Below are 20,903 nucleotides of genomic sequence, written 5' to 3' on the forward strand. Positions count from 1 at the left end.
GAGCTGCTTTTTTAGTTGCAGTTTTTCTCTTTGGAGCGGCTTTGCGTTTTGCTGCCTTTCTCTTTGGAGCTGCTTTTTTAGTTGCAGTTTTTCTCTTTGGAGCGGCTTTGCGTTTTGCTGCTTTCTTAACAGTACGTTTTGCTTTAGTTGCAGCTTTTCGTTTTGTAGCCATTACAGAATTTCGCATTTTCATTCTTTTTCAGTGGTTAAACTAAAGAAATTTACACAATTTGATTACAATTTCTCAAGTAATTTTTTTGTATTTTTTATTTTGATATGATCGTTTTTTCTTTTCAAACTCTATGTTTTCTTTGTATTGTTTTAAAATTTAGATCCTTTCTAAATTAATTGAGATCTTGGAATGTTTTTAGGCATAAATTTATCGTTTCTCGCCATTTTTTTGGCTAATTATTTTTTTCAATTTTTTGATATGGTGAATTTTTTAAATTTTTTTGATCTATGTTAGGTTATGTCCCACGTTTTTTAATGATTGTTAGAACGTCTTCATCAATTAAAACATGATTCAATCCTACTCTTTGCCCTCCAAATTTTACACTCTTACCCCAAACTAATCCATACCGAAATTCTCTTTTCAGTCTTCTATGTAATTTATTACAAATATCTTCAACTGTGTCTCCTTCTCGAGCAATTAGCGGTTCTTTGAAATCTGTTTCTCCACCTTTTGGTCTCATGTAAATTCTAATGAATTTTAATTTTTCATATATTTTTTCTTTTAGTAAATCTATGTTAAGATCAGAGTTTGCTGATACTTCGATAACATCTGATTTGATTTTTGTTTTCAAATTTTTTAGAAATGTTTCATCTACCAAATCAATTTTGTTTAGTATTGTTAATGCTTTTGAATAACTAATGTTCCCTGCAATATGATCTGCTAGTTGTTCAGATGTTATATCTTCTCTAACTACCACCCTTGCACTTACTAAACCATAAAGATGCAAAATATCTTTAAGGTGCTTTTCAGTAATTTTTGTCAATTTTACCTGTTGTGCAATTGCAATTCCTCCCATGGATGCTTTTTCAATTGTAATGTTAGGTGGCAATTGGTTTAATCGAATCCCTATGTTTCCTAATTCATTAACTAGGACATCTTCGTGATATGGCTGGAACACATCTAATACTAGTAATACTAGATCTGCAGTTCTGGCAACTGATAAAATTCTCTTGCCTAGCCCCTTTCCAGTTGATGCTCCTTTAATTATTCCTGGAAGATCCAAAACTTGAATTTTAGCTCCTCTATATTCCATCATCCCTGGAACTACTGTTAATGTTGTAAATTGAAATGCTCCTACAGTTGATTTTGCTCCTGTCATTTTGTTTAGCAGTGTTGATTTTCCCACACTGGGCAATCCGATAAAAACCACTGTTGCATCACCACTACGCCTGACATCGAAACCATCTTGTTTCATTCCTGATTTTTTTGCAACATCAGCTTCTTGCTCTCTTTTTAACTTTGCAATCTTAGCTTTGAGTAATCCTATGTGATGTTCTGTTGCTTTGTTAATCTGAGTTCTTGCCATTTCATCTTGAATGGCTTTGATTTTTTCAGGAATTCCCAAATCTATTCAGCTTTTTTAACATTCTTTTCAAATAAAACCGTATTACTTCGCTTAGTAGCAAATATTATTCGGTTGAAAAAACAATTTTTATGAAAAAAAGAACATTTGCAGTAGATATCGATGGAACAATCACTGAAAATGGTGGGGGTCGAATTCATCTTGATGCACTTGAAGCATTACGAAGATTATCTAATATGGGACATAATGTAATTTATGTAACTGGTCGTTCTTCTGTTGAAGGATTTTTGCTTTCTGTTTTTGGCGGTACCACAAAAATTGCAGTTGGTGAAAATGGTGGATGTATAACCACTGATTCTAATGATCATATGTTGCTAGGTGATCTCGAGGAATGTAAAAAAGCATTTGAAGTAATCAAAAACAATATTGAGAATGTTAAAGAAAAACGTGTTTTTCCTAGGATGACTGAGGTTGTTTTAGAAAGAACTTTTGATTTGGAACTTGCCAAAAAACTACTCTCTGAAAAAAATATTGATGTTGAATTATCTGATAGCCAATATGCCTATCATATCAATTCCTCTGGAATCGATAAAGGATTTGGATTTAGAAAAATTATGGAAAAACTATCTATTTTGCCTGAGGATGTTATTGCAATTGGGGACAGTGCAACGGATGTACCTTTGTTTAAAGTAGCAAAAACCAGCATTGCATTAGGAAATGCATCCGATCAAGTAAAATCTGAGGCTACTATGGTAGTATCTGCAAAAGCTGGTGATGGTGTTATTGAAGCATTAGATAAATTAGCACCCAAACTATCTGAGATATAACATGACATTCAAATCCGTTCTTGATGAAGTTGAAAATAACCTAAACAAAATATTATCTGATCTTTCCCTTTCTGGCATTAATTTTTCTGTAGAGCCTGCAAAACCTGGATTTGGTGATGTGAGTTCAAACATTGCATTTTTGCTTGCAAAATCCCTCAAACAAAGTCCTAAAGAAATATCTGAGATGTTGTCCAAAAAATATAATGGGTGTACCAGTACCTTAGTTTTAAAATCTGAATCTCATCCTTCAGGCTATCTTAATTTCTTTGCAAACTGGGATAATCTTAGCCAATTAATTTTATCTGAATCTTATCTTGAGACCTGTGGTGATGTTGATATTGGAAATAATTCTACCATTGTTGTTGAACATACTAGTGTTAATCCAAACAAAGCACTTCACATAGGTCATATCAGAAATATTATCATTGGGGATACTATTTCTAGAATTCTAAAAAAAGCCAAATACAAAGTCAATGTGTTAAATTACATTGATGATTCTGGACTTCAAGTTGCTGATATTATAGTTGGATTCAAACATTTTGGATATGATGAAACTCCTCCACCTGGTAAGAAATTTGATCACTATTGCGGCGATGATGTATATGTCAAAACTACTGAAAAATATGAATCTGATTCAAACCTTGAAGAAATTCGAAAAACTGTTCTTAAAGATTTAGAAGATGGTGATTCTGAAACTGCAAAATTTGCAGATAAAATTACTCGAAAAGTGTTAGAAGGACAGCTTAAAACGTGTTGGAATTTAGATGTGACCTATGATTGTTTAAACTTTGAATCCCAAATAATTCGCTCAGGTTTATGGAATAAAATTTTTGAGAAATTAAAAGAAATGAACCTGATTGAATTTGAAAATGAAGGTAAAAATGCAAATTGTTGGGTGATTCGTGGAGATGGCAAAGAGGAAGATAAGGTAATTGTTAGAAGTAATGGTACTGCTACATATATTGCAAAAGACATTCCATATGCTGCTTGGAAATTAGGGCTACTTGAAGATCCTTTTAATTATGAAAAATATAGTTTAGAACAACCCCATTCACGTATTTTATGGCAAACAACTCTGGATAAAACTAATCTTGTTTCTAAAGACTTTACTGGGGAAAAAGTTGTTACTGTGATTGATTCTAGGCAATCTAGATTACAAAAAATTATTACTTCTTTAATGGATAAATTCAAATCCATTCCAAATGCATACAATCATCTTGGTTATGAATCTGTTACACTGAGCTCTGAAACTGCTAAAACTCTTGGTCTTGAAACTGATGGCAAACAAGCGCAAATGTCTGGACGAAAAGGATTGTACGTTAGTGCTGATTCAGTTTATGAACTTTTAAAAGAAAAAACCATGACTGAAACCAAAAATCGACATCCTGAAATGAGCACTTCTGAAATTGAAAAAATTGCACATTACGTTTCAGTTGGCACTTTAAGATATGAGATGATTAAACAGGATTTGGACAAAATTATTACATTTGATTTAACAAAATCCCTTAGTTTAGAAGGTGACACTGCCCCTTACATTCAATATACTCATGCAAGAGCGTCCAGAATAATTGAAAAATCTAATCGCGTTCCATCCATTGATGTTAATTTTTCTCTATTGAAGGAAAAATCTGAATTAGATTTGATTAAAACTATTGGTCTGTTTAATTTGCAAGTACGAGATGCTACCAATAATCTATCTCCAAAAGTAATTGCAAGATATTGTTATGATTTGGCAGTTTCGTTCAACTCTTTTTATGAAAAATCAAAAGTACTGGATTTGGAAAATGCTGCTCTGGAAAATTCCCGATTATGCTTGGTAAATTCTTTCAAAATTGTTCTGGAAAAAGCACTATATCTTTTGGGAATTAAAGCTCCTGATAGAATGTAATGTCCTAGAGAGAAACATGTTTCTCCCTAGGGATATCATACTGAGTTGAACTCTGATGATATCATGGCGTGCAAACCAATTACTGTAATTCAATTTGGTGAAAATAAAGAGTTTTTGTTTTATCATTTCATATGCAGGCATATGTGGATCTACTTTTTTTGTTATTTATTTTCAAAACAGACAGTATTTAATTTTGTAATCGATCAAAATTGAAACAGGTGTGGTGACTATATGACAAAAGCAATTGTTGTTGATGATAATGAGGATATTGTTTTTTCTTTATCTGAACTTTTGGAAATGCATGGGATTGATGTTGTGGGAAAAGGATACAATGGATTAGAAGCTGTAAATTTATTTGAACAATTGCATCCTGATGTTGTTCTATTAGATCTTATGATGCCTGAATACGATGGGTTATTTGCATTAAAAAAAATTAGAGAAATTGATCCAAAAAGTACTGTTATTGTAATTACTGGTGGAGGTCCAATCTCTGTTAGTGATGAAATGGATGCTTTAAAACCTACAAAAACTATGTTTAAGCCAATTGACATAAATGTTCTAATTGAAACAATCTGTGAAGAATCTGACAATAAAATGCCCTTTAAAGTTCAATATTCTTTCAAAGAAGATTCAAATCAATATGTTTGTATTTTAACATATGATCAATACAAGAATTTTAAAATTTTACCTGCAATACAAGAATGTAAAATAATTAAAAATGATGAAGAAAATATTCAAGCATACAAAAATGAAATGCAAGAAGCATTAAACTTGGCAGCAAAAAATGACGTTAGTCATATTCAAAAACTATCTCAAGTTGTTAACGGTTAATTATTTTCTAGGTCTTCGTCGTGGGTTATTTTCATAAAACCTTTCAACATTGTCATTCCATTCTTTAGTTTCAGGTAAACGGGAACGTGCATGAGGCCTTTTTCCATTATTTGACAATATTGTACTGTTGTTCTCATAAAATTTGTCTGTCTCTGTAATTAGAACATCTAAAAATTCTGAAGCACCTTTTACTTCTTCACCTTTAGGATTATGATGAGTCATAATAGATTTTGCAAGTGTTTCAATCTTTGCAATTTTGATTCTATATTCACTGAGAATTCTGTGTTCGAAAGATATCATTTTCTTTTTCTCTATTTCACCAGCGTATGTTCATTTCGGTCCTTTTTCCCTATTTGAGGCTACCCATACATTGACTTATCTATGGTTGCATCTGTTGTGTTATTTTGTGCTGAAAATCCACTAAAATTTGAACGAAGAATTTTTTGTACATGTCCTGAAACTCTGGCTACATTATCCCATGTATTATGAAATGTAACTCTGTTTAGAATGGCTTCATCTACATGAGAGAATATTGCTAACCCTGCAATATTTTCACCATCTTTTATCCATTGATGACCAACATTGCAAGTTGTACATATTTCACTAATTTCCATAATTGCCTTTGAAAATGATGGATTCTTCATAACTAGTAATTTTGAATCCTGAGGCGGAAATCGCATGTTGACATTGATATGAATTCTATCTGATCTGTTTGCATTTTTACTGACAATGACATTTGCTCCCACATGGAATTGCCAATCTATTGCCTTACTTTTTTCTCGAATTTTCTCTGTCTGATCTTCATATTTGATGTTGGTTACTTTGACAAAATCTTCAACTAGATTTTTCATTTCTTCAGATGTCTTTGTCATGACTATGATGTATCCCTGTGCAATATATGCATGTTAGAAAAAAGGAATTAGTGGCTGTGTCCACAACCACAAGAATCATGACCCCCATGTCCTTGTGATTCTTTACCATCACATCTGGAACATTTGTCTGAACCCATTGGGGAAAAGAAGCTTATTCCACAAGAGACGCATTTTTGATTTGCCATGATTTCTGTAAAAAAATGCTGTATTTAATGAATACGTATCTTCTATATTGAGAAAAATAATAAAGAATAGAAATTATTTGTCTGAATTACCTATTCATCTTTTTTTTGAAACACTCTGTATTCTCCAATGATGGTGTTGCATTTGTGACAGGTATATTGACCTCTCTCAATCAAAATTAATCCATCTGCAACTGCTTCATTTGGCCGTTCCTCTATTTGTATCTGAGTTGGACCTTCAAATTCTGAATTACATTGTTTGCAAAAATGTTTTAACATTTTTGATGTGTCTAATTTTTCAAGTGATGCTAAAAAATGCTTATCTATATTTGGAACAAGTTTTGATTTGGTAATTTGTTCATCAGTAAGATCTGCATTAATCCATCCTCCTGAGCCTTCTAATCTAATTTCTGTCAATTTAATTTGATGGTGTGTTTGGTCTTAAAATACTGTTTGTATATGCTGTGATTTTTGTTGTTAGTTTGAATTTCCTTTCTCGGAAAAAAAGTCAGTCTCCTTTGCTATGGAGACTCTGTAATGCATTAACTAGTTTATGTGAGCATTGGGCTCTTCCAGCTAACACCGCGAGATGTCTCTGACTCAATAACCTTGATACGTGGATGTTTTTGTTAAAAAATCAGAATCAAAAATAATTACTTTTAGGTAAAATTTCTAAACGTCCGATCAAAATTCTATAAAGGAAAATAGCTTCATAATTCGGCAATATTCATCAAATTTGAGGAAATCAGAGAGAACCCGTTGAAATAATCATTAGCAAATAGAATCGTTTCTTTTAGTTATTAACACTTTGAATGAGCAAATTTATGATTTTTAGTATTATATCATTACCCCATTGCTGTCTTTAGTTTCTGATTCAACAATTGCTTTGATTTGTGAGGTGTCCTCACAATTTTTTCTAAATCCTATGGTATGTTGTAAAATTCTAACAATTCCTAATCGCTTATAGCTGCCTGTAGTCTTATCGTATTCTTTTTCATGTTTTGTTAAAATCATTGCCTTTACTTTTTTTTGACATGTTTTACAATACACAAATATTTCTTCCATGAATTCTCTACACTGTTTCTAAATTTAAGCAAAGTGATATCTGAGAGTTTAAAATGACCAGTAGATTCTTATCTAAAATTCTATGGCAAAATATATGACAAAAATTAAGAATAATTCTCCTGTGTTATTCTTTTACAATAATTCAAAAAAATGGTTAGTTAAAATTTCAAAAAATGAGTCATTTCATACTCATATTGGTATCCTTAAACATGCTGATGCAATTGGAAAAGAGTATGGTTCTAAATTAATTACTAACAAGGACAAGTATGTCTATCTTCTTGAACCTACCATGTATGATTATGTAATGAAAATACAGCATGGGACCCAAATTGTTTATCCAAAAGATATTGGATATATTGTTACAAGAGCAGGTATTGGAGATGGCCAAAAAATTTTAGAGATTGGAACTGGTAGTGGTTCTTTAACTTCTTTTGTTGCAAGTATTGTAAAACCTAGAGGGCATGTCTATACCTTTGATGTTGATGAAAAATTTATGAAAATAGCTGAAAAAAATATCAAAAAAGCAGGTGTTTCAAAATATGTTACCCAGCACAATTTAGATTTAAAGACTGCTAAAAAAATGCCTCTTGAGGATATGGATGTAGCATTAATTGATTTAGGAGATCCTTGGGTTGTAATTCCACAAGTAAGACAAATGCTGAAAGGAAGTGGTAGCGTATTTGCAATTTGTCCAACTATGAATCAATTAGAAAAACTAACTATGGCATTGGTGGAGAATGAATTTACAGATATCGAATCTACAGAACATATTATAAGAAATATTGAAGCACGAGAAGGAAAAACAAGACATTCTTTCCAAGGAATTGGCCATACGACATATCTTTGCTTTGCAAGAAAGGCCTTTTTTGGTAGGGACTCCAAAGAAAAACCAAAAAAAACTCACAAAACAACAACGGATGATAAAACGACTAAATCAACAAAGAAAACTAGAGGTAAAACTGTTAAAAAGACTAAAAAATCCTCAAAGTAAAATAAGATTTATTCAGTCATTCTTTGTGGAATATACATGGTAAGAAAAAACCTTACTCCTTCAGTTGTAAAAAAATTCATCCCTGCTAGAAAAGCAAAATCACGAAAGGGAGACAATGGGGTTGTATTAGTTGTAGGTGGAAGTTACATTTACCATGGTGCACCTATTTTATCTTCTATTGCTGCATTAAAGTGTGGTACAGATCTTGTTTATACTTCTGTCCCAAAAATTAATGTGTCTCCAACACGTTCCGTATCTCCTAACTTGATTGTCATTCCTTTAGTTGATCAAAAATTTACTCGTGGAGCAGCAAACAAGCTAATTGGTGCATTGCCTCGAAATTTAGATTCTGCAACTATTGGGATGGGGCTTGCAATCCAAGAAAAAAACTCTCTACTTCATTTTGTAAAATCTTTACTTGATAGAGATGTTAGATTATCTTTGGATGCTAGTGCTTTAATTCCTGAGGTGCTGCCCCTTTTGGCAAACAAAAATGTCGTAGTAACTCCTCATGCTGGTGAGTTTAAACGATTATTTGGAGAATCTCCATCTAATTCCAAAAATGAAAGAATCAAACTAGTAGAAAAAAAGGCAAAAGAATTTGCTATAACTGTATTATTGAAAGGTGCAACTGATATTATTTCAGATGGTTCTATCACTTATCTTAATGAGAAAAAAACTCCTGCGATGACTGTAGGTGGAACAGGAGATGTTTTATCTGGATTAGTTGCTGGATTGTTGTCAAATAATAGAAATTCATTAGAATCTGCATCTGCTGCCACATTCATTAATGGTTTGGCTGGTAAATCTGCTCAAAAGAAATTGGGATTGCACATGACCTCGATGGATCTTTTAGTTGAAATTCCTGCAGTGATGAAGCCTTTTGATAGAATTGTGTGAATAGAATGGCTCCTACAAAATATGTAGATTCTCATATGGCTGAGATTATTTCTGATTTACAGACATTAATTCGTCAACCTAGTGTTTCGGCAAAAAATGAAGGTATTGAGGAATGTGCAAAATTAGTTCAAAAATTATTGAAAAAATCTGGAATTCATTCTGAAATTTTGAGATTAAAAAAAGATATTGCTCCAATTGTCTACGGCGAAATAAAATCTAAAAAAAATCCTTCAAAAACTTTGATGTTTTACAACCATTATGATGTACAACCTGCTGAACCATTTGATTTATGGGACGATCCTCCATTTAGTGGTGTTAGAAAAGGAAACAAAATTTTTGGAAGAGGTGCAACTGATGATAAAGGAGAATTAATCACTAGAATCAAAGCAGTTGAAGCTTGTCTAAAAACAACTGGTGATGTTCCATGTAACATAAAATTTGTAATTGAAGGCGAAGAAGAAACTGGCAGTGCTCATATTGAAGATTATCTAAAAAAATACAAAAAGAAATTTTCTTGTGATGGTGTAATCTGGGAATTTGGATATGTTGATGCAAAAAATCGACCAATAATTGGACTCGGAATGAAAGGATTACTTTTTGTTGAATTATCTGTAAAAGAATCTATTAGAGATGCCCATTCCAGTCTTGCTGTTTTAATTAAAAATCCTGCATGGCGTCTAATTGATGCCATAAGTACCATTAGAAATTCAGATGGGAAGATTCTCATCAAAGATTGGTACAAAGAGGTATCGCCTTTATCAAAAAATGATCTAAAAATTATCGAGAAAGAACCCTTTGATGAAAATGTTTTCAAAAAAGAATTTGGAATCAAATCTTTTGTAGGAAGCATGAAAGGAATGGATGCAAAAAAGGCAATGGTGGCAGGGGCTACCTGTAACATTGCAGGATTTGTGTCTGGATATGCAGGTGATGGTGCAAAAACTGTTTTGCCTGGAAGTGCGTTAGTGAAAATAGATTTTAGATTAGTTCCTAAAATGAATCCAAAAAAACAAGCAATGCGATTAAAAAAACATCTGATATCAAAAGGATTTTCCGATGTTGGCATCAAGGTATATCATGGTGAAGCAGCTGCTAGAACTAATTCCTCAGATCCTTTTGTTTCACAAGTAAAAGATGCAGCTGACAAATCTTTTGGCAAATCCATTTTGAATATTTCAAATGCAGGAACTGGTCCGATGCATCCTTTTGTTGATATATTAAAAGCACCTTGTATTTCTATAGGGAGCACCTATATGTTTTCCAGAATTCACTCTCCAAATGAATTTGCGCGAGTGGATTTACTTAAAAAAACTACAAAATGTATGTGTCTAATAATGGAAAATTTTGGAAAAACTAGTGTAAACATCTAGGCAGTTTTTTGATTGCATGGGCAAGTGATATTCTTCCTGGTCCTACAATCATGATGACTATCGAGGATGCAAGCAAAATCAAGTCTAGTTCTACTCCTCCTTTTCCTGTAATGCTTGATGCTCCTTTGACCATGAATATTGCACCTAACATGATTATTGAAATTAGTGATGCTGATAATCTACTTAGTACACCTATAATTAGTAAAATCCCTGGAACTAGTTCTGCTAATGCAATTGGGATTTGCATTTCTGCTGGTAATCCCATGTTGGGCAAATTCTCTGCAAATCCTGGATTGAATTTTGACATTCCATGTAAAATGAAGATTACTCCTATGGCAGATCTTAAACCCATAAAGACAACATCGTTAAGAATTTTTTCTCTTATCTCTGCTGAAGTCAATGAGTAAATCAGTCTATTTTCAGTATAATTATTTTGCTCATAAATTACGCGTTAAATGTAGAAAGCCCTTTATTATGCGGCAAAATTATTTGAAATATGTCAATGTATATGCCAGGAGCAACTGCTGTTGGAATTACTTTTGATGGTGGCGTAGTTTTTGCTAGCGAAAAAAGGATCGCCTTTGGTAATTTTCTTGTAAGTAAATCTACAAAGAAAACATTCCCAATTACTCCTAAAGTTGGTGCAACTTGTGCTGGTCTTGTGGCTGATATGCAAATTTTGTCTTTACAAATAGCGGCTCTTGCAAAAATTAGAAAAATGGAACTAAAAAGAGATGTTCCTCCAAACACTGTTGCCAAAATGATGTCTAATATGATGTATGAAAGAAGATATTTTCCATTATTGACTCAGGTGATTGTTGGTGGAGTTGTTGATAAACCAATTATGTATACTTTAGATCCATTGGGTTCTGTATTGCCTGATGAATATGCTGCAGTAGGTACTGGAGCTGAGATGGCATTAGGTGTTTTGGATCCTCAATTCAAACCAAATATGAGTAAAGATGAGGCTGTTGATTTGGCAAAGCGTGCAGTTCGTTCAGCCGCACTTAGAGATTCTGCAAGTGGTGATGGATTGGATGTTCTAGTTATCACAAATGATGGAACTGAAGAATTTACAGAAGAAATCAAATAACTAAATTCAAAGTTTTAAAAATCGGTTTTAGTCGTAAATTGTTTTCCCTGTTTCCCAGAATTTGTCTGAAATATAATGGATGTTTTTGATGACTTCTCCTTTGCTCATGTTGTCTAATTCTGAACTTGCAACAATTGCTTTTCCAACAGCTAAAAATTTGTGTTGAGATTCTTCTACAATACAAACTAGTTTATCTTTTTCAAATTCTGTGAATTCTTTGATTCCTGGTCTCATCAAATTTGCCCCTTTGCACATAAATTTGACTGCTCCCATGTCTACTGTAACTGATGGAAATTTTTCCAACATTTCTGTTTCTGATAAAAATGGAAGATAATCGTCTTCAACTTTTAATATTTTAATTCCTTTACCTGTGATTATTTGTGCATCCTCCAAAATTTGATGAACTTTGACATTTTTCATTTTTGGTAATTCAATTCCCCATCTTTCTGAAACTGTTTTTAACAGCACATTGGTCTCGCTTTTGGATATTAGGTTTGATTTCAATCTCTTGCAATCTCTTGTCTGATGTCTAGCAGATCTCTTAGGATTGAACTAGCTGTTTCCATGCCTCCTGCACCCTTTCCGATAATTGTTTGGGTTCCAGAATGCTCTGAAGTAAACGCTATCGCATTTAATGTCCCATTTACGCAAAGAGGATCATCGTTTGATACTTCAACTGGTCCTACTTTGAGTTCTTTGTTACATGATGCAATTAGTTTTATTGATGAATTGTTTTTGGCTGCTTTTTTGATGTCCTCTACTGTGACATTTCTAATTCCTGTACAATTGATATCTGGTAATGTGACCTTCATTCCCATTATCCAATTTGCCAAAATGACAAGTTTTGCTGCTGCATCAAGTCCATCCAAATCTAATGATTCATCAGCTTCGACGTATCCTTTGTCTTGTGCATCTTTTAGGGCTTCTTCATATGAAACCCCTGTTCCCATATTTGTTAAAATGTAATTTGTGGTTCCGTTGAGAATTCCTGCAAATGATGTGATTCTTTCACCGCTTAGGCTATTTTTGGCATAATCTAGAATTGGTGTTCCTCCTCCAACGGTTCCACTAAATTTGAACATAACTTGATTATATGTAGCCAGTTCTAATAATGATGGAAATGCTAATGCCAGTGGCCCTTTGTTTACTGAGATTACGTGCATTCCTTTTTTCATGGCCGTAGTGATATGTGTCATTCCAGGTTCTGCGTCTTTGTAATTGCTGGCTGTAGTTTCTATTAACACATCTGCCTCAATATTTTTTAACATGTCAATTCCCGACATTGTGTTTTGAGTATCTGAATAATTTTTTATTGTTCCAAATTTTTTCTTTACTTCAATTAGTTTATTGAAATCTAATCCTGATTTATCAACTGCACTTCCTTTGCTGTCAAACACTCCGACTACTCTTGGTTTTAATCCGTATTTTGCATAAAGATCTTCTGAACGTGAATCAAATAGTTTGACTAAGCTTTGACCTACAACTCCAAAACCACATAGTATTATTCTCAAATTGATTCTTCCCTTTTAGTTGAATTATTGTAGTTCATTATGTTTCTCTTGATTTTCTTATCATTAATTGCGTTTTATTAAATATTTTTGAACAAAATGGTGTCCTCATCGACTATTCGTCATCATCGTTTTCATGTTGTAATGAAATTGAGTTGATACAATATCTCTCGTTTGTAGGCTTTGGTCCATCATCAAACACATGTCCTAGATGTGCTCCACATTTGTTACAATTTACTTCCGTTCTAACCATTCCATATGTGGTGTCTGAAACATATTCTATTTTATCTTCAGAGATTGGTTTCCAAAAACTTGGCCAGCCTGACCCTGAATCAAATTTGGCATCTGTTGAAAAAAGCACTTCTCCACAACACGTGCATTTGAAATTTCCTTCAAGTTTTGTATTGTTATATTTCCCAGAAAATGGCGGTTCTGTTCCATGATTGATGCAAATTTCATATTGATCAGGAGTTAACTGTTTTTTCCACTCTTCTGGACTTTTTTCAATTCTTTTTACCATGATGGTTTTTCTTTAATCAAATATTAGAATATTTTTCTATTTTAGTTTCTTTCTCTTCTCTTCAGTTCTTTTTTCAGATTCAAATCTTTCTAAATCATATTCTTTCAAATCTACATACTTCATAATTTTGCTCAGATTTGGATGAACTTTGTTTATTTGTTTGTACATTTGCTGTGCAACTCTTCTGTAATCTACATGACCTTGAGGGACTGTTCTTAATTCTATAAGATGACATGCTTCTCTTAAATTAAATTTCATAAAATATGGATAATTATATCCAAAGTTTACAACATACTGTCCTTGTTCGGGAAATTTTATTCGAATTTTATCAAATGTCTCTTTGGTTTTATCCATACAATCTTTGAAATCTTTTTCAATTCCCAAAATTTTAATCTCATCTGGTATATTATACCCGTGATCAGTTGTAAGGAGTTGTCTTTCAAGTGTGAGTGCCCTATGTCTATGAAAATCTCTGAACATTCCAAAATTATTACAAAGATCAAATGTGTAATATGTCATTTCAAATGCTCTTGATGGTCTATGACGTCTATTTGTTCGAATCTTTGTAAATTCTTGTATTATTTTGTTTTTTCTTTCTTTTGATAATTTTTTGACGTGTTGTGAAATATTATGATAAGACGTACTTGGTGATTGTTCATACATTATACTGGTAATAATTTTATCAATGCTATTTTTTTCTGATTCATAATCAACAAGTTTTGTAATTGTTCCTTTTTTTGGATTTGATTTAATTTCTTTTGCAGTGATTGATTTTGATTTATTTTTAATATCTTTGAGGTATTTTTGAAATGATTTACCATACTTGTCATCTGCTCTTCGAACAAATGATTTGATTGTGGTATCTAGCTCTTTTTTGATTTTTGAGGCTAAATTTTGCTCTTCTTCTAGTTCTGAAGCACCTAATACTGTTAGAAGATATTCAAATGCCCGTCCATTTCCAGTAATTCCAACATTTGTCAATGTTGATGCAGGTAATAATCCTCGTAGAATGTCCAAAGCTTTAGCTTTGGTTGAACCTTTGTAAATCATATTTGCAGATTTAATGTCTGATTCATTTTTTAATTTAGAAAATAATTTTTCTTTTTGGTCTGATGAATCTTTAAAACTATACTTTTCAATAGGATATTTTTCTCTAACATAGTTTACCATTGGTTCTATGTTTTTTGAATAAACATCAAATGAAAAATTACAACTTTCTTCATACATGTCTGCAAATTTTGATTTCATGATTTTAGGATCTCTGTAAAATCTGTATTTTCCATTTTCTTTTTTGTTCCATGCAACATATCTTGAAGATTTTTCTAAATATGATAATCCTATTCTTCTGTCTTCAATTTTTTTTACTGCAATGTTTGATAATCCTTCAATTGCAATTTGTGCTTCTCCTAGTTCTGCAACTGAATCATCTCCATATTCTAAAAGTACTCTGTTGTAGAATTCTTCTCCTCTGTTTTTGTTTTGTAAAAATTCGTCTAAAAATATTCGTCTCATGCTTTTGTCTGTTCTGCTGTATCTTGACATTAATGCCCCCCGATCAACTTGTTGTGGAGTAATTATCGCAAAGACATTTCCATCTGTATTTGAAAAGTGATCTGACAAAATTTTCTTTTCTTTAATTGAGAATTCAGACAATAACGTTCTGTTGATTCACAATTATTAATAGTCTATTTCTTTTTTCCAATTTGAATTAGATCGGGACCCTTGTCTCTGTCTTTGTCTTGGCCTTTTGCTTGCCATCTAAGTAGTACTTGTTTGAATGCTTCCGCATCTTCTTCGTTTTCTGTATACATCAATGTGGTTACCCAATATCCTTTTTTGGCAGTTTTTCCACCAATAGAATTCATCCAAAAATCACTTGGCAAAGTCTCCATAGCTTTGTTGTTTGGATCTTTAGGAGCTTCAATCCACCTACTTGCGACGAAATTCAAAATTTGTTCAAGTTCTTCTTTTTGAATCATGAGCCTACTAATTTGTCTCTAGATTTTAAAATTACTAAAAACTCTCGAATTTTGAGTTTGTGAATTTAATCTTACTAAAACTAAAAACATTCCTTACACTTTGTCGGTTATACAAATCTCTAAACTATCACACATGACAAACGACGATATCGAAATTATCGGTAAAAATGTCAAAGACATGTACGGAACATTCATGGGTAAAGTCGTAGGAACAATAACTGATATTGACGGAAGTATTCAATCCGTTGGCATTGACTGCGGTTCTCAAGGATTACAGCAAATCCAATATGAGCAACTAGTGGTTCAAGGTGATGTGGTTATTTTTATTCCAAAATGGAGACTCGACTCACAAAGACTCATTCGAGAAAAACAATTAACGCTACGTCGATTAAAAGCATTGATTGACATTGTTTCAGAAAATGATGACATGAAAACAGATGCAGAAATCATTCATGAAAAATACAAGTCAAAACTTGTATCATTAGATGAAACAGAACATGAAATCAAAGCAATTCTTGAGGCAAGATTGACAGAGCTAAATGATCAAATGAAGTCTGCAAAAATGTTATCGTTTGATGCAAAAGTACAATACAAGAGCAATGAAATCTCTGATGCAACATTTGAGACAGTGAAATCATGTACAACTGAGGTAATTGAACATGTGACTCACGAAATAGCCGAAATCGCAAATGTAAAGAGTAGAATTGCAGATCTTGAATTGGAAGTGCAAGAGATAACAGCTCCTCCAACACCCGACATCCAAGAATCAGCCGTTTCATATCTGGAGACTTCTGAACAAGAACAACAAGTTCAGACAATACTTCCAGAAGTACCAGTCGAATCAACAGTAATACCTTCAGAACCTATTGAGGCTCCTAGTAACCCTATACCAGAACCTCCTACTGATTCTGAGGTAACATTTGCATTTCCAGAACCACCTCAACAGGTGACCGCAGATACTTCAAAAGACGACAATGATAACGATTGGCTTGCTAGAATGGAAGCACAATAATTTTTTTAAATTATTTTTTTAACACTTAGAAAGATCTAATTTCATACACTTTTTGTTGTCTGAGACATTTGAAATTGGACTGGGAAATTGTGATGATTCTATAAGAAAAAAAGCTGATTCTGACTTTGTCTCTTTTTGGGACGAACAGGCAAAAAATCTGTCTTGGTTTACTCCTTGGAAAAAAACATTAGATTGGGATCCTCCTTTTGCAAAATGGTTCATTGGAGGCACGATAAATGCCTCATACAATACTCTTGACATACATCAGGCGACAAAATCTGGAAAATCTGCCATTCTTTGGGAGGGTGAAAATGGTGATTCTCGAAATATAACCTATGGTGAAATGTATCATGAAGTTCAAAAATTTGCTAATGTCCTCAAATCACTTGGAGTTCAAAAAGGGGATCGTGTAACAATCTATCTTCCTATGGTTCCAGAATTACCTATTGCAATGTTATCTTGTGCTAGAATTGGTGCAACACATACTGTTATTTTCTCTGGATTTAGTGCTACATCAATCAAAGATCGAGTTTCTGATTCTCATTCAAAAGTGATCATTACTGCAGATGGTGGTTATAGAAGAGGAAAAATTGTACCACTAAAAGATGTAATTGATGAAGCAATAGAAGAACTTGATTTTGTAAAACATGTTGTTGTTTTAGAGCGAACAAAAAATAAAATCTCAATGTCTTCAAAGGACAAACTTTGGAGTGATTTGATGAATGGTGTTTCTGACTACTGCGCTGCTGAAAAGTTATCTAGTGATCATCCTCTTTACATTTTGTATACTTCTGGAACCACAGGAAAACCAAAAGGTGTTTTACATGGAACTGGCGGATATCTTACTCATTTACATTCCACATTCAAATGGGCTTTTGACATAAAAGATTCTGATGTCTTTTTTTGCACTGCCGATATTGGTTGGGTTACTGGACATAGTTATGTTGCATATGCTCCCCTTCTTCACGGCGCTACTCAAGTAATGTATGAGGGTGCTCCTGATTTTCCTGATGCATCTAGAATGTGGAATATATTGCAAAAATACAAAGTGACTATTTTCTATACAACTCCTACTGCACTGAGAATGTTTATGAAATTTGGAGATGATATTCCAAACTCTTTTGATCTTTCAAATCTTAGATTACTTGGAACTGTAGGCGAACCGATAAATCCCGAGGTATGGAAATGGTATTTCAAAACTATTGGAAAAGAAAAATGTCCTATCATTGACACTTGGTGGCAAACTGAAACTGGAGGTATGCTGATTTCTTCTCTTCCTGGAATCGAAACAATCCCTCTAAAACCTGGTTCTGGAACAAGACCTATTCCAGGCGTAAATATCTCGGTAGTTGATGAAAATGGCGATGATGTCCTTGCTAATACCAAGGGCTATCTTGTAATCAAAAATCCTTGGCCTGGAATGCTTTTGACTTTATGGAATGATGATGAAAAATACAAAACTGTTTACTGGTCAAAATATGAAAATTGTTACTATCCTGGAGATTATGCTCTAAAAGACAATGATGGATACTTGTGGTTATTGGGACGTGCTGATGATGTTTTAAAAATTGCTGGTCATAGAATTGGAACTGCTGAACTCGAAAGTTGTATTGTGTCTCATCCTGATGTTGCCGAATCAGCAGTTTGTGGAATTCCTGATGAGATCAAAGGTGAAGTGATTATTGCATTTGTTGTTTTAAAACAAGATGCTGAAAATGATTTTGATGTTTTAAGAAAACATCTTGTGAAAAAAATCCGAGATGATATTGGTGCAATTGCAACACCAAAACAAATTTACTTTGTTTCAAAATTACCAAAAACTCGAAGTGGCAAAATAATGAGAAGACTGCTTAAGTCCATTGCTAATCATGAAAAAATTGGTGATGTAAGTACACTGGAAGACGGTGCAGCAGTTATTGAAGTAAAGCAAGCGTTTGACGAACTTCAAAAGTCGATTAATAAAAATTCAAAATGACTAATATTTTAATTCATCAAAATTAATGGAAACTAACATTTTAAACATTTTTTTCAATCCATCATATTCTGATTTTGAATTTTCATCTAATTGATCATATTCTTTTTCTTTAATTTCTTCTAATTTTTGAATAGATTTTTTAAAAAAATCTTGATACTCTTTTATTTTTATATCTGTCATTTGTTCTAAATCAAAAATTACTGTATTGCTTCCAATGAGATTCTTGTTTTCATCATACAAACTAGTCGCTTGCAAAAGCCCTGAAAATGTCTCTCCGTTTTGTTTTTTGAATGTGATTTTTCTATCTGTTACTTTGCCTGTATCAAACCAAATTTTTAAAGAATTATTCATGTCTTCCCATGATTCTTTTGGTACGTGTTCAAAAATTGGCCTTCCTAAGATTTCTGACTTGGCATATCCTAATTTTGCAGCATACGTTGAATTACAGTCTAAAATCACGCCTATGGAATTAATTCTTCTCCACATTATTGGTGCATCTTTGAGTGTTTTCCTAGCTTCTGTTTGAGACATTTTTTAAAATTGGATTGACTAGTTATTAAATTGAAATCTCAAAACCATTGATCGAGATTTTGACTCTTTTTTTCCAAGGCTTTTTTTAATCTGTTTAAAGTTGATTGAACTCTGTCTTCAGAAAAACTTCTTTCTTTAAGATAGTTCATTACTCCTTCATTATTCACATCTGTAAATATGATTTCGTCTACATCTGCAACTTCTGGATTTAGGAATATGTTTCTAATTTGCTGGAAATCTATTTCTTCTAACTGTTCTTGAATTTGTGGAATGTCTTCTAATCTGGAATGCTGCTTAATTAATTTCATTGCAGTTTTTGGTCCTATTCTTTCAAAACCATTTGGATTAAAATCAGTTCCAATTAAAATTCCCACATCGATTAATTCTTCTCTTGTCAATCCTATAGATTCTAGTGTTTTTTGAGTTTCAATGATCTCTGGAAGAACATCGATGTATGTATTCCTGTTTGGAATTTTTCTTCTTCCACTACTAGTAAAGTTCCTGACTAGCCTTTTTGCTCCACATAAAATAGAGTCATAATCTTGACTTGCAGCTGCATATGCTTGTCCTGTATTTGTTAAATGTGCTGCAGTTGCTTCTCCTTCTGACGGTGCTTCGATGTAGGGAATTCCAAATAATCTTAGAAACTCTTTGGATTCTTTAACCATCCCGTCTTTCATACTAGTTGTTTGTTGCGCATATTTTCTAGCATCTTCCATGTTTCCTTCAGCAACTGCCTTTTCATATTTTACAGTGGCATCTTTTTTGATTTGTTTTCTACGTTCTATTTCTGCTGTTTTGAGCGATGGTGGTTTCCCATCAAAAACATACACTGGTTTAATGCCTAATGAGAGAAAATTTACGTTTCTGTATAACAATCCGCTTAGATGACTGGTAATTCGTCCTTCCGAATCAGTTAACTGTAATCCGTCAGGGCCTCTGATGCTTGCTAAGAATTGATAAATTGCATTGTATGCATCTATGGCTATCACTTTATTAGAAAATGCTTCAAGAGTAGTTTTCTCCCTGATGACTAATTCTTTTAGATTTAATCCCATGAAATTTCTTGATGTTTTCAGGTATTTTGTGTTTGTCCTTTAATGTTGATCGCTGACATGTTCTTTTTTTAAAAACCGATTTTAATATCTGAACTGCTCTCAAATTAGGATGCCTCATCAAAAAATTCCCGAATATTTACAAGATAAAATATTTGAAATTAGATACAATGCTGATAACTCCATTTCAAAAACTGTGTCTTATTTTCCTTTTTCAGAATCTGAAAAACAGGAAATTATCTCATTGTTGATTGATTCTAGATTTAATGGATTTCATTCTATTTTTACAGATTCCGTTACTGATGAGGAATGGCTCAAAACAAAAGATCAAATCAAAAAGAAATTCAGAGATGAATTATTTGATATTGATAAAATTTGAACCTATCAATTCGCTTTATTATGGAGAATATGTCAGAGTAGGTGCCGAGATAGCCAAGTAGTACGGCGGCCGTCTCGAAAACGGCTACGCGCAAGCGTGCGGGGGTTCGAATCCCTCTCTCGGCGCTTTATTTTCTTATAATCTACATTGATTTTACAAAATGTTTAAACTGACTTGTTACAAAAAATCATCATGACTGATGAAACAGAATCTAAAATTCAAAATTCTGGCATTTCAACTGCCGAGTTAATTTCTCATTTTAGAGAAAAATGTAAAATTTGTGCTCATCATAGAATTATGCATAGTGAATTGGGAGTATGTGAGGGTGTAATGAATAAACCTTGTACTTCTGGCTGTGATAGGTTTGAAGCAGAATAACAGATGTTTGGA

At 33.0% G+C, this 20,903-nt stretch carries 26 protein-coding genes and 1 tRNA gene; 12 read left to right on the top strand and 15 right to left on the bottom strand.

The annotated features are described in order from the left end of the window. Positions 1–187, bottom strand: a 187-nt coding sequence (locus K5781_RS07560) for a hypothetical protein (RefSeq protein ID WP_297442344.1), incomplete at its 3' end; no start/stop codon positions are given. 280 nt (positions 188–467) lie between these two features. After that, positions 468–1,577 carry a GTP-binding protein gene (locus K5781_RS07565; RefSeq protein WP_297442346.1) on the bottom strand — a complete coding sequence of 370 codons (1,110 nt, stop codon included), beginning with the start codon at positions 1,575–1,577 and terminating at the stop codon, positions 468–470. A gap of 89 nt (positions 1,578–1,666) precedes the next feature. Between K5781_RS07565 and K5781_RS07570 the strand changes: the two genes are divergently transcribed. The 3 genes from K5781_RS07570 to K5781_RS07580 all read left to right on the top strand — a co-directional run bounded on the left by K5781_RS07570 (position 1,667) and on the right by K5781_RS07580 (position 5,081). Continuing rightward, positions 1,667–2,362, top strand: a complete 696-nt coding sequence (locus K5781_RS07570) for a phosphoglycolate phosphatase (RefSeq protein ID WP_297442348.1) — start codon at positions 1,667–1,669, stop codon at positions 2,360–2,362. A 1-nt stretch (position 2,363) separates the two neighbouring features. Further along, positions 2,364–4,250 (top strand): arginine--tRNA ligase, encoded by a 1,887-nt coding sequence (gene argS, locus K5781_RS07575; protein WP_297442350.1) that lies wholly within the window; start codon positions 2,364–2,366, stop codon positions 4,248–4,250. A 231-nt stretch (positions 4,251–4,481) separates the two neighbouring features. Next, positions 4,482–5,081 (top strand): response regulator, encoded by a 600-nt coding sequence (locus tag K5781_RS07580; protein ID WP_297442352.1) that lies wholly within the window; start codon positions 4,482–4,484, stop codon positions 5,079–5,081. Here K5781_RS07580 and K5781_RS07585 read toward each other — a convergent pair whose 3' ends face one another. The 5 genes from K5781_RS07585 to K5781_RS07605 all read right to left on the bottom strand — a co-directional run bounded on the left by K5781_RS07585 (position 5,082) and on the right by K5781_RS07605 (position 7,200). Further along, positions 5,082–5,381, bottom strand: a complete 300-nt coding sequence (locus K5781_RS07585) for a hypothetical protein (protein WP_297442354.1) — start codon at positions 5,379–5,381, stop codon at positions 5,082–5,084. Positions 5,382–5,440: 59 nt separating this feature from the next. After that, positions 5,441–5,953 (bottom strand): hypothetical protein, encoded by a 513-nt coding sequence (locus K5781_RS07590; RefSeq protein WP_297442356.1) that lies wholly within the window; start codon positions 5,951–5,953, stop codon positions 5,441–5,443. A 47-nt stretch (positions 5,954–6,000) separates the two neighbouring features. Then, complete coding sequence (locus K5781_RS07595; RefSeq protein WP_297442357.1) at positions 6,001–6,138, bottom strand: hypothetical protein; 138 nt, start codon at positions 6,136–6,138, stop codon at positions 6,001–6,003. A gap of 90 nt (positions 6,139–6,228) precedes the next feature. Further along, on the bottom strand, positions 6,229–6,552 hold the full coding sequence (locus K5781_RS07600) for a hypothetical protein (RefSeq protein WP_297442359.1): 324 nt from the start codon (positions 6,550–6,552) through the stop codon (positions 6,229–6,231). 420 nt (positions 6,553–6,972) lie between these two features. Next, a complete protein-coding gene (locus K5781_RS07605) occupies positions 6,973–7,200 on the bottom strand; it encodes a hypothetical protein (RefSeq protein ID WP_297442361.1) in 228 nt (75 codons plus the stop codon). A gap of 94 nt (positions 7,201–7,294) precedes the next feature. Here K5781_RS07605 and K5781_RS07610 point away from each other — a divergent pair, with 94 nt between their 5' ends. The 3 genes from K5781_RS07610 to K5781_RS07620 are packed head-to-tail and all read left to right on the top strand — an operon-like array spanning position 7,295 to position 10,461. Beyond that, positions 7,295–8,191 carry a tRNA (adenine-N1)-methyltransferase gene (locus tag K5781_RS07610; RefSeq protein WP_297442363.1) on the top strand — a complete coding sequence of 299 codons (897 nt, stop codon included), beginning with the start codon at positions 7,295–7,297 and terminating at the stop codon, positions 8,189–8,191. Positions 8,192–8,227: 36 nt separating this feature from the next. Beyond that, on the top strand, positions 8,228–9,091 hold the full coding sequence (locus tag K5781_RS07615) for an NAD(P)H-hydrate dehydratase (protein ID WP_297442365.1): 864 nt from the start codon (positions 8,228–8,230) through the stop codon (positions 9,089–9,091). A gap of 5 nt (positions 9,092–9,096) precedes the next feature. Continuing rightward, positions 9,097–10,461 carry a M20/M25/M40 family metallo-hydrolase gene (locus K5781_RS07620; protein ID WP_297442368.1) on the top strand — a complete coding sequence of 455 codons (1,365 nt, stop codon included), beginning with the start codon at positions 9,097–9,099 and terminating at the stop codon, positions 10,459–10,461. On the opposite strand, the gene K5781_RS07625 is transcribed toward K5781_RS07620, so the two are convergent. Further along, positions 10,445–10,861: a DoxX family protein gene (locus K5781_RS07625; RefSeq protein ID WP_297442370.1), complete on the bottom strand. Its 417-nt coding sequence runs from the start codon at positions 10,859–10,861 to the stop codon at positions 10,445–10,447. The genes K5781_RS07620 and K5781_RS07625 overlap by 17 nt on opposite strands. 96 nt (positions 10,862–10,957) lie before the next feature. Here K5781_RS07625 and K5781_RS07630 point away from each other — a divergent pair, with 96 nt between their 5' ends. Then, positions 10,958–11,554 (top strand): proteasome subunit beta, encoded by a 597-nt coding sequence (locus tag K5781_RS07630; protein ID WP_297442372.1) that lies wholly within the window; start codon positions 10,958–10,960, stop codon positions 11,552–11,554. Between the two features lie 27 nt (positions 11,555–11,581). Here the strand turns inward: K5781_RS07630 and K5781_RS07635 are convergent, their stop codons facing one another. The 5 genes from K5781_RS07635 to K5781_RS07655 all read right to left on the bottom strand — a co-directional run bounded on the left by K5781_RS07635 (position 11,582) and on the right by K5781_RS07655 (position 15,561). Next, a complete protein-coding gene (locus tag K5781_RS07635) occupies positions 11,582–12,058 on the bottom strand; it encodes a PUA domain-containing protein (RefSeq protein WP_297442374.1) in 477 nt (158 codons plus the stop codon). Further along, on the bottom strand, positions 12,055–13,065 hold the full coding sequence (locus K5781_RS07640) for a homoserine dehydrogenase (RefSeq protein WP_297442377.1): 1,011 nt from the start codon (positions 13,063–13,065) through the stop codon (positions 12,055–12,057). The genes K5781_RS07635 and K5781_RS07640 overlap by 4 nt, the downstream gene beginning before the upstream one ends. 112 nt (positions 13,066–13,177) lie before the next feature. Next, complete coding sequence (gene msrB, locus K5781_RS07645; protein ID WP_297442380.1) at positions 13,178–13,582, bottom strand: peptide-methionine (R)-S-oxide reductase MsrB; 405 nt, start codon at positions 13,580–13,582, stop codon at positions 13,178–13,180. Between the two features lie 36 nt (positions 13,583–13,618). Continuing rightward, complete coding sequence (locus K5781_RS07650; RefSeq protein WP_297442383.1) at positions 13,619–15,235, bottom strand: FAD-dependent thymidylate synthase; 1,617 nt, start codon at positions 15,233–15,235, stop codon at positions 13,619–13,621. A 32-nt stretch (positions 15,236–15,267) separates the two neighbouring features. Then, on the bottom strand, positions 15,268–15,561 hold the full coding sequence (locus K5781_RS07655) for a hypothetical protein (protein ID WP_297442386.1): 294 nt from the start codon (positions 15,559–15,561) through the stop codon (positions 15,268–15,270). Between the two features lie 133 nt (positions 15,562–15,694). On the opposite strand from K5781_RS07655, the gene K5781_RS07660 reads away from it, so the two are divergent. After that, positions 15,695–16,573 (top strand): CdvA-like protein, encoded by an 879-nt coding sequence (locus tag K5781_RS07660; protein WP_297442389.1) that lies wholly within the window; start codon positions 15,695–15,697, stop codon positions 16,571–16,573. Positions 16,574–16,628: 55 nt separating this feature from the next. Further along, positions 16,629–18,548 carry an acetate--CoA ligase gene (gene acs / locus K5781_RS07665; protein WP_297442392.1) on the top strand — a complete coding sequence of 640 codons (1,920 nt, stop codon included), beginning with the start codon at positions 16,629–16,631 and terminating at the stop codon, positions 18,546–18,548. On the opposite strand, the gene K5781_RS07670 is transcribed toward acs, so the two are convergent. Beyond that, a complete protein-coding gene (locus K5781_RS07670) occupies positions 18,549–19,079 on the bottom strand; it encodes a PAS domain-containing protein (protein WP_297442395.1) in 531 nt (176 codons plus the stop codon). A gap of 38 nt (positions 19,080–19,117) precedes the next feature. Further along, a complete protein-coding gene (gene fen, locus K5781_RS07675; protein ID WP_297442398.1) occupies positions 19,118–20,137 on the bottom strand; it encodes a flap endonuclease-1 in 1,020 nt (339 codons plus the stop codon). A gap of 109 nt (positions 20,138–20,246) precedes the next feature. On the opposite strand from fen, the gene K5781_RS07680 reads away from it, so the two are divergent. The 3 genes from K5781_RS07680 (at position 20,247) to K5781_RS07690 (ending at position 20,891) form a co-directional block, all read left to right on the top strand. Next, positions 20,247–20,513, top strand: a complete 267-nt coding sequence (locus tag K5781_RS07680; RefSeq protein WP_297442401.1) for a hypothetical protein — start codon at positions 20,247–20,249, stop codon at positions 20,511–20,513. A 43-nt stretch (positions 20,514–20,556) separates the two neighbouring features. Further along, positions 20,557–20,638: transfer RNA gene (locus K5781_RS07685), tRNA-Ser, on the top strand. A 67-nt stretch (positions 20,639–20,705) separates the two neighbouring features. Further along, complete coding sequence (locus K5781_RS07690; RefSeq protein WP_297442404.1) at positions 20,706–20,891, top strand: hypothetical protein; 186 nt, start codon at positions 20,706–20,708, stop codon at positions 20,889–20,891. Positions 20,892–20,903 lie beyond the last annotated feature (12 nt).

Origin of the sequence: Nitrosopumilus sp., assembly GCF_025699255.1 — an archaeon.
Lineage (GTDB): Archaea > Thermoproteota > Nitrososphaeria > Nitrososphaerales > Nitrosopumilaceae > Nitrosopumilus.

Excerpts from the sequence above, each read along its gene's own strand:
- K5781_RS07570 (WP_297442348.1), top strand. The coding sequence starts at position 1,667 with ATGAAAAAAAGAACATTTGCAGTAGATATCGATGGAACAATCACTGAA.
- argS (WP_297442350.1), top strand. The coding sequence starts at position 2,364 with ATGACATTCAAATCCGTTCTTGATGAAGTTGAAAATAACCTAAACAAA.
- K5781_RS07580 (WP_297442352.1), top strand. The coding sequence starts at position 4,482 with ATGACAAAAGCAATTGTTGTTGATGATAATGAGGATATTGTTTTTTCT.
- K5781_RS07585 (WP_297442354.1), bottom strand. The coding sequence starts at position 5,381 with ATGATATCTTTCGAACACAGAATTCTCAGTGAATATAGAATCAAAATT.
- K5781_RS07590 (WP_297442356.1), bottom strand. The coding sequence starts at position 5,953 with ATGACAAAGACATCTGAAGAAATGAAAAATCTAGTTGAAGATTTTGTC.
- K5781_RS07595 (WP_297442357.1), bottom strand. The coding sequence starts at position 6,138 with ATGGCAAATCAAAAATGCGTCTCTTGTGGAATAAGCTTCTTTTCCCCA.
- K5781_RS07605 (WP_297442361.1), bottom strand. The coding sequence starts at position 7,200 with ATGGAAGAAATATTTGTGTATTGTAAAACATGTCAAAAAAAAGTAAAG.
- K5781_RS07610 (WP_297442363.1), top strand. The coding sequence starts at position 7,295 with ATGACAAAAATTAAGAATAATTCTCCTGTGTTATTCTTTTACAATAAT.
- K5781_RS07615 (WP_297442365.1), top strand. The coding sequence starts at position 8,228 with ATGGTAAGAAAAAACCTTACTCCTTCAGTTGTAAAAAAATTCATCCCT.
- K5781_RS07620 (WP_297442368.1), top strand. The coding sequence starts at position 9,097 with ATGGCTCCTACAAAATATGTAGATTCTCATATGGCTGAGATTATTTCT.
- K5781_RS07630 (WP_297442372.1), top strand. The coding sequence starts at position 10,958 with ATGTCAATGTATATGCCAGGAGCAACTGCTGTTGGAATTACTTTTGAT.
- msrB (WP_297442380.1), bottom strand. The coding sequence starts at position 13,582 with ATGGTAAAAAGAATTGAAAAAAGTCCAGAAGAGTGGAAAAAACAGTTA.
- K5781_RS07655 (WP_297442386.1), bottom strand. The coding sequence starts at position 15,561 with ATGATTCAAAAAGAAGAACTTGAACAAATTTTGAATTTCGTCGCAAGT.
- K5781_RS07660 (WP_297442389.1), top strand. The coding sequence starts at position 15,695 with ATGACAAACGACGATATCGAAATTATCGGTAAAAATGTCAAAGACATG.
- K5781_RS07670 (WP_297442395.1), bottom strand. The coding sequence starts at position 19,079 with ATGTCTCAAACAGAAGCTAGGAAAACACTCAAAGATGCACCAATAATG.
- fen (WP_297442398.1), bottom strand. The coding sequence starts at position 20,137 with ATGGGATTAAATCTAAAAGAATTAGTCATCAGGGAGAAAACTACTCTT.
- K5781_RS07680 (WP_297442401.1), top strand. The coding sequence starts at position 20,247 with ATGCCTCATCAAAAAATTCCCGAATATTTACAAGATAAAATATTTGAA.
- K5781_RS07690 (WP_297442404.1), top strand. The coding sequence starts at position 20,706 with ATGACTGATGAAACAGAATCTAAAATTCAAAATTCTGGCATTTCAACT.